Here is a 6,984-nt window from a genome sequence, read left to right as displayed (position 1 = left end):
TCGCCATAGGGGCCCCGGCCAAACACATCCACCCAGCCGGGCACCCCCACCAAACGACCGGGCCTGAGCCGAAGCGCGCGGCGAAGCACATCCACCCAGCCGGGCACCCCCACCAAAACCCGGCGTCTTGCAGAACACAGGCACGGCGAAGCGCATCCAGCCACCCCAAAGCGCCTCCCCGTTCGCGGGGCTGCGGCTCGGTGCCGGTCATCGGCCGTCCCCTCGATCCGGTGTGGTCGTGCCGGGACTCGGCGTGGTCACGGTCCGGTGGATCGCCCGGGACGCGCGCGCTCGGAAGTGTGCAAAGGGGCGCGGCGCCACTGTCCTCATAGGCCGTTGGTCACTCCGCGTCAGAGCGGCTACTCCACGCGTGGGAACGTTGGTCCGTTGTTGAAACAGCGTTCGCGCGCTGTCCGATAGGGAGTTCGTACAACGTCCGAGCCGGGCGGTCCGGGCGCCACCCGCGCCGCGACCGCCGGTCGGGCGGTTCGACCCCCCTGGATCGGAGTGACGATGCCTGACCTGAACGTGGAGATCACCGCCGGGCTCGACCGGGCCGGGTGCGGGGTGGACGCGTGGGGCACGCTGGCGCACACCATCACCGAGGACGAGGCGACCGCCTTCGGCTTCGGCGACCGGGAGGGCATCCGGGTGGCGTGCGGTGCGGGCATCGGCAGGGAACCGGACCGGTGGTTCCTGCGCGACCCCACCACGCCCCGCCCCGGCCCGGGCGACCGCCGCCACGACAACTCCCACGACACCTTCGGTTGGCAGCCGGTCACGGTCACCCTCCGGTCCACCGGCGCGGAGTTCCTCGGCGTCGACGCCGTGCCGGTGATCGCCCACCACGTGCGGTGGGACAACGGGGGCGACCGCCCCGCGCGCCGCTCGGCGGGCCTGTCGGTCGCCAAGTCCGAGACGGTCATCCGCTCGCAGACCCTGAGCGGCGCCTTCGCCTGCACCGGCACGATCGGTGTCAGCGTCGACATCGAGGGGGAGCGGTCCTTCTGCTTCGAGGCGGGCTGGTCCGACACCGCCTTCCGGAGCCGGATCGCCCGGGTGGGCGCGGATGCGGGCAGCGACGTGCCCGCGCACTCCGCCGAGACCGCCTGCCTGTTGACCGACTCGGTCACCGCGCGGTTCCGGGTCACCTACGAGGCGAACCTCAGCGGGGTGCTGCTGACCGTGAACGACGACTGGTACGGCGGCCACCGCCACCGCGGCCTGGACCCCCGCTGGGTGCTCTGGCGGGCCGGTCTGCCCGCGACGGTCACCGTCCAGCACGACTACGCGGTCGGCTTCCACTCCGGCGCCGAGGTCGACGTGGCGCCCGGGCCGTTCACCCCGGGCCACCGGCCGGGGCGGGAGTGCTTCCGCGGTCGGGGCCGACTGGGGCACGCGGCCTGAACGGCGGGGGCGGCGCGGGGGGCATCCGCGTCGTCCCTCGCGGACACCGGGTCGCGCGGGTCACGCGGCCCGGTGCTCCGCGGCGGCTCGGATGTGCGGGGCGAGAGCTTCGGCGATGAGCGCGTACCCGGCGGGGGAGGGGTGGAACCGGTCGGCCGAGAACAGGCCCGGTTCCGCGGCGAACCGGTCGTGCAGGTCGGTCCCGACGGCCGCCACCGCGCCGCCCGCGCGCACCACCGCGTCGGCTTGGGCGCGGGCGTACATCGCGCTGACCTGGGAGACGAACGCCCGGTAGGTGGGCGGCACGTGCGAGACCACGCTGAGGTCGGGTGCGGTGGCCACGACCACCCGCGCCCCCGCGCGGCGCAGGTCCGCGACCGCGTCGTGCAGCAGTTGCGCGCCCGCGGCGGGTGGGGTGAACGAGGTGAGGTCGTTGGCGCCGATCACGACCAGCGCGAGGTCGACCCCGGTGGGCAGCACCGCCCGCACCTGGGCGGCGAGGTCGGTCGACCGCGCGCCGGACACGGCGTGCACGCCGAGGTCCACCCGGTGCCCGGCCGCGCGCAGCACGTCGGACATGAGGTGGCCCAGGGTCTGCTCGGCCCGCGCGCACCCCACACCCGCGGCGAGGGAGTCACCGAGGACGCGGAAACGGAGTTGTTCGCTCATCGCCGGTGACAACGCTCCACCCGGTTCCGGTGCTCCCGCGTGCCGCCTATCTCACACCGATCGCGCTCACGGGGGTCCACATGTGTACCGATGGGCGGTGGTGGTAACCGCCCCCACATCGGTGCTGTGGGTGTTCGCCGGAAGCGGTGGTGCGCGCGGCCTTGGGTGAGCGGAGGGGAGTGGTCATGGTCGTCGTGACGCAGGAGAAGACGAGCAACAGGGCAGTGGTCCGGGCGCGGGGGAGGGCGCTGGGTTGGGTCAGCCTGGGGTTGGGGGCGGCGCAGGTCTTCGCGCCCGGGGCGGTGCGGCGGCTGAGCGGGGTGGACGACTCCGACACCTCCCGGGTGGTGGTGCCGCTGGTGGGCGCGCGGGAGCTCGTCCACGCGGCCGGGCTGTTGGGGAGCAAGCGGACCGGGGCGTGGGTGTGGACCCGGGTGGTGGGGGACGCGATCGACCTGACCGGGCTCGCCGTCGCCATGGGGAACCGCGGCGGCGGGCGGCGCAGGCGGGTCGCGGTCGCGCTCGGGGCCGTCGCCATGATCGCCGCGGCCGACCTGGCGACGGCGCTGCGGGCGCGGAAACCGTTGCCGCGCTGAGCATCCGGCGCCCGGGTGGCGGTGGGGCGTGGGAGGTGCGCGCCCGGGTGAACGGCGATCCCAGGCCGCTGCCGGTGGCCCCCGCACCCCCCGCGCCGTCCACCTACCGGCACCGTTCGGCAGGTCGGCCCGCCACCCAGTAGACATATGCCCGTGCGCACAAAACGATCACGGCCCGCGGTCGACTGGGGCGCGCGGTGGCGCCGGTCCCGCGAGCGGTACCGGTGGCTCGACCACCTCGCCCGCGCCGTCGACCGGTACATCGAGCACAGCGGCTACCAGTACGTCGCCTCGATCACCTACTTCAGCGTGCTCTCGCTGGTCCCCATGCTGATGGTCGGGTTCTCCACCGCCGGGTTCCTGCTGGCGGGCAGCCCCGAACTGCTCTCGGAACTGCGCATCGGGGTGGCCAACGTGGTGCCCGGTCCGCTGGACGAGGAGGTGGGGCGGCTGCTGGACAACCTCATCGACCAGCGCACCCACATCGGCGTGCTGGGCCTGCTGATCGGCCTGTACTCCGGCTGGAACTGGATGAACGCCCTGCGCGACTCGCTCACCGCCATGTGGGAGCAGCAGCGGGTCAACCAACCGCTGCTGCGGACCATCGTCCGCGACCTGCTCGCGCTGATCAGCCTGGTGCTGGCGCTGCTGGTCTCCTTCACGCTCACCGCCGTGGGCGGGGCCGTCGGCGGCGACCTGCTGCGGCTGCTGGGGGTCGACGACACCGCGTGGGCGACCGCGCTGCTGCGGCTGGCGTCGCTGGTGCTGGTCCTGGTGGCCGACTGGCTGGTGTTCCTCTGGGTGCTGGCGAAGCTGCCCCGCCAACCGGTCGGCATCCGCAGCGCCGTGCGCGGCGCGGCGGCGGCCTCGGTCGGGTTCGAGCTGCTGAAGCTGGCGGGCAACGTCTACCTCGGCATCATCGGCGACTCGCCGACCGGGGTGGCCTTCGGCTCGGTGATCGGCCTGCTGGTGTTCATCTCGCTGGTGTCGCGGCTGCTGGTCTTCATCACCGCCTGGACCGCCACCGGCCGCGACACCGCCAAGCGCCAACCGATCCGCCCACCCGGCGCGGTGCTCGTCCACGTCACCGCCACCGACCGGCCGAACCCGCTCGTCCCCGCAGCGGTGGGTGCCGTGGTGGGCGCGGTGACCGCCACCGTCCTCGGCCGCAAGCGGCGCCGCCGCTGACGCGCGGCGGCGGTCTGGCGATATGGTCCATTAGTTGAAGCTGGATGGGCAACTGAGGATGAATTTACGTTCGGTGTGCGACGAACCGAAAGGTTCATGATCGCAACTGAAGGCAAATCGGATGTGCATATCTTGACGCGCGCACTAGAGGTTTTAAGGCCAGAGGTGGCGGATTTCTTCCGCTTCGTCGACACGCAGAAGAGTCACCCCTTCTCCAGTGTGTCAGGTCTGCTTAAATTCGCAGAAGGGTCGGCGAGGGTAGATGTCCAGAACCAGGTGGTCTTTCTGTTTGACAATGACGCCGAAGGGGTTGGGGGTTACAGGCGGCTACCAGAATTCGACCTGCCCGCGAATATGTGCGGTATCATCCTTTCTGAGCTTGAGGAATTCCGCTCATTTCCGTCATGGGGTCCTGATGGGCATCACCGTTCCGACATCAACAGGAATGCCGCTGCGATCGAGTGTTACCTCGATCTTTATTCTGGCGATTGTCCGCCGCCGCAAGTGCGCTGGAGCAACTACAAGACGGAAACGGACACCTATCAGGGGGCTTTGGATAAGAAAGAGTTGTATAAAAAGCATTTTCTCGTGCAAACGGCTGAGGCGTTGAGAGGAGGGACCTACGACGTCCGCGAGATCGAAGCTATCCTCGATTGTCTCGTCGCGGAGCGTGTGGCTATCGCGGTCGACGATGAGAACCGGCGGCAGACGTTGGTTCAGTTCGAGGACGCGACCGGGTTCTCCTTCTGACCCGAACGCACATTGGGGAGTCGGTGGGGATGACTGCGGGTTGCCCGTAAGTGTGGTTAAGACCCGGTCTCACGTGGTGGATTTTGGTGTGGGATGATTTGTTTCCGTGGACACGTTGTCGTTGCGGTTGGTGCCGGATGCGTTGTGGGAGCTCGTGGAGCCCCTTGTTCCGGGATTCGCGGCCCGCCCGCAGGTCAGCGATCTTGAACCACGCACCGGCGGACTCGGTGGTCCCGGCGAAGCGGCGCCGAACCTCGTTCTCCCGCTTCCATTCGCGAGCGCGCCGCACGCAGGTTCCAACAGGCACGACGAAGCCGACGCCGCCCTTCGCGACCTGAACCTCCAGCGCCTGGATGCCCGCCCATCTGCGACGCGGGTGGGGCTTCGCGGTGTTGGGCCATTTCGGATGCCGGTGCACTGTTGGAAGTGTCTCGCCGTGCACAAGGTGGTGCATGCGGCCTGCGGAGACCAAGTCCAAGGCGGCGACGCGGGTGTGAGTGCCGGGGCGGGTGGTGGCGGCCTTGATGTGGCGGTCGGCCGCGGCGTGGTGCTCGCCGAGGGATTCGCGGGCACGGGCGACGCGGGAGTGCGCCGACGCCGGGGCCGGTCCCCAGGTGAGCGCCCAGAACGGGATGTCGTCGCCGGGGCCTGAGCCGGTGTCGTGCGGACGTGCAGTGAGTGCTCACCGACGGATTCCCGCGCGAGTGGCGAGGGCTTGGAGGTCTCGCTGCGGCGCATCTCCCGGTTTGTCGAGCAGCTCGCCGATGAGCCTGCGCATGGTCGTGCGGGTGCGCACCTCGTCCGGCGCGAGGCGTTCGATGACGTGGAGGAGCGTGTGGGCTCGCGCAGGTTTGCCCCATTGGGCGAAGCAGAGGGCGACGTCGCCGAGGTAGCGGGCGTGGCGTTCGGTGTCGGGGAAGGTGAGCGCTGATGCCGCGCGGGCGTGGTGAAGCGCCGTTCCGGCGTCTCCGAGGAGGTAGTGGGCGGAGACTTGGTGGCTGAGCACGTTCGCCGCGAGTTGTTGGTGGGCGGTCGTCCCTGGGGCGAGCCGGTCGACGGTGATCTGGGCCTCGTGGAGGAAGGTGGTGGTGCGGTCTCGGTCGCCGGCGCGCGCCGCGGCGTAGCCGGCCGAGCACATGAGCAGGCCGTGCAGAGCGAGGTGGTCCTGTTTCGGGTTCCGGGTGTTGATGTCGAGGTGTTCGGCTGCGGCGAGGGTGAGGGCTTGGGCGCGGTCGTGGTGCTGGGCTGCCCGTCTGCTGTCGGCTTGGGCGGCGCGGCGGAAGACGGACCCGAGCATGCGGTGTGCCTCGGCGAGCAGGAGCGGGTCGCTGGAGGTGGAGGCGGCGCGCATGGCGCGGTCGGCCGCGATCCACTCGGAACCGCTGGCGTCGAGCTTGAGCAAGACCCTGATTGTGAGGTTGTAGGTGGCGGTGACCAGAGCAGCCGTCCTGGTGGTGCCCTCCTGCTGATGGGTGCGTCGGCGGCGGAGATCAGCTTCGGGAGGCGGGCGGCCAGGTCAAGGTGGCGGCAGTAACGAAACTCGGAACGGGCGCTGTTCAGCGCGGCCGTGAGCGTCTGGTGTGGGGCCGCCGCGGCGTGCGTCCTCGGGTCGACGAGGGTGGCTTCCAGCAGGGACGCGAGGTGGGCGGCGGGGTCGGTGGGGGCGGAGAGGTTGTGCGGTGTGGTGACCGCGGCGGCGCCGATGGCGCTCGCGGTCTTCAGGAACGCGCGGCGACGCACCGGGTCGTCCTCCTCGTCCACGGTCAGGTGGGGTCCCACCGTAGATGCCGGGTGACTCCGCGGCGGTGAAGGGGCAGGTCGTGTCGTGGTTTCAACGGCGCCGAAGGCGTGTGCGGGCAACCCGAGGATGGCGGCCATCCGGGCGGCGACGTCAACTTGGTCGAGGGCGCGGCGACGCCCGTTCTCCATCCGTGAGATCGCCGACGGGGTGCAGCCGAACCGTTGCCCGAGGTGGGCCTGCGACCAGCCGAGGTGTTCGCGGGCGGCGCGGAGCACGGCTCCGCGGTCGCGGCGCCTGCTGGCGTCCCACACGGCGGCGGGCCATGTCCTGCTCACCATCACCCCCAGCGTTCATCCGACGAACGGCGCCCTGATTGTGGCATCGGCGTAGGCCCTGCGGGAGCGGTGTCCAGCGGTTGTGCCGCATCGGCACAACCGCTGGCGGACTGGCACAACACCTGGTCGACCAAGGCCGGGGCCCTTGATGTCGAGGCAGGCTCACCCGCGAGCTTGTCACCCCCGTCACCCGTTCGAGTCGCTTCGAGGAGTCGTAGAGAATGCGGCGGATCACCGCGTCGAGAGGACCCCCGTGCAAGCTGTCACGTTGATGACCGACCACCCGGCCTGGCGGCCA

Annotated in this window: 6 protein-coding genes and 2 pseudogenes; 5 read left to right on the top strand and 3 right to left on the bottom strand. The window is 70.6% G+C overall.

What is annotated here, in order from left to right; genetic code table 11:
* Nucleotides 1-513: 513 nt before the first annotated feature.
* On the top strand, nt 514-1,407 hold the full coding sequence (locus tag UO65_RS04210; protein WP_035278891.1) for a hypothetical protein: 894 nt from the start codon (nt 514-516) through the stop codon (nt 1,405-1,407).
* A gap of 60 nt (nt 1,408-1,467) precedes the next feature.
* Here UO65_RS04210 and UO65_RS04205 read toward each other — a convergent pair whose 3' ends face one another.
* Entirely contained in the window at nt 1,468-2,076 is a 609-nt protein-coding gene (locus UO65_RS04205) for an SGNH/GDSL hydrolase family protein (RefSeq protein WP_233427435.1), read from the bottom strand.
* Nucleotides 2,077-2,261: 185 nt separating this feature from the next.
* Between UO65_RS04205 and UO65_RS04200 the strand changes: the two genes are divergently transcribed.
* The 4 genes and pseudogenes from UO65_RS04200 to UO65_RS38905 form a co-directional block, all read left to right on the top strand.
* Nucleotides 2,262-2,672 carry a hypothetical protein gene (locus UO65_RS04200; RefSeq protein ID WP_152551973.1) on the top strand — a complete coding sequence of 137 codons (411 nt, stop codon included), beginning with the start codon at nt 2,262-2,264 and terminating at the stop codon, nt 2,670-2,672.
* A gap of 147 nt (nt 2,673-2,819) precedes the next feature.
* Complete coding sequence (locus tag UO65_RS04195) at nt 2,820-3,860, top strand: YhjD/YihY/BrkB family envelope integrity protein (RefSeq protein ID WP_035278886.1); 1,041 nt, start codon at nt 2,820-2,822, stop codon at nt 3,858-3,860.
* Between the two features lie 96 nt (nt 3,861-3,956).
* Complete coding sequence (locus UO65_RS35475) at nt 3,957-4,610, top strand: hypothetical protein (protein WP_146241060.1); 654 nt, start codon at nt 3,957-3,959, stop codon at nt 4,608-4,610.
* A gap of 106 nt (nt 4,611-4,716) precedes the next feature.
* Nucleotides 4,717-4,803: pseudogene (locus UO65_RS38905) on the top strand (IS5/IS1182 family transposase); the annotation flags it as partial.
* A gap of 489 nt (nt 4,804-5,292) precedes the next feature.
* Here the strand turns inward: UO65_RS38905 and UO65_RS35465 are convergent.
* Nucleotides 5,293-6,012 (bottom strand): hypothetical protein, encoded by a 720-nt coding sequence (locus tag UO65_RS35465; protein WP_110078654.1) that lies wholly within the window; start codon nt 6,010-6,012, stop codon nt 5,293-5,295.
* A 302-nt stretch (nt 6,013-6,314) separates the two neighbouring features.
* Nucleotides 6,315-6,689: pseudogene (locus UO65_RS38900) on the bottom strand (helix-turn-helix domain-containing protein); the annotation flags it as partial.
* Nucleotides 6,690-6,984 lie beyond the last annotated feature (295 nt).

This window comes from Actinokineospora spheciospongiae, assembly GCF_000564855.1.
Taxonomy (GTDB): Bacteria; Actinomycetota; Actinomycetes; order Mycobacteriales; family Pseudonocardiaceae; genus Actinokineospora; species Actinokineospora spheciospongiae.
This window is presented reverse-complemented; position numbering and strand designations above follow the sequence as displayed.

Excerpts from the sequence above, each read along its gene's own strand:
- UO65_RS04210 (WP_035278891.1), top strand. The coding sequence starts at position 514 with ATGCCTGACCTGAACGTGGAGATCACCGCCGGGCTCGACCGGGCCGGG.
- UO65_RS04205 (WP_233427435.1), bottom strand. The coding sequence starts at position 2,076 with ATGAGCGAACAACTCCGTTTCCGCGTCCTCGGTGACTCCCTCGCCGCG.
- UO65_RS04200 (WP_152551973.1), top strand. The coding sequence starts at position 2,262 with ATGGTCGTCGTGACGCAGGAGAAGACGAGCAACAGGGCAGTGGTCCGG.
- UO65_RS04195 (WP_035278886.1), top strand. The coding sequence starts at position 2,820 with ATGCCCGTGCGCACAAAACGATCACGGCCCGCGGTCGACTGGGGCGCG.
- UO65_RS35475 (WP_146241060.1), top strand. The coding sequence starts at position 3,957 with ATGATCGCAACTGAAGGCAAATCGGATGTGCATATCTTGACGCGCGCA.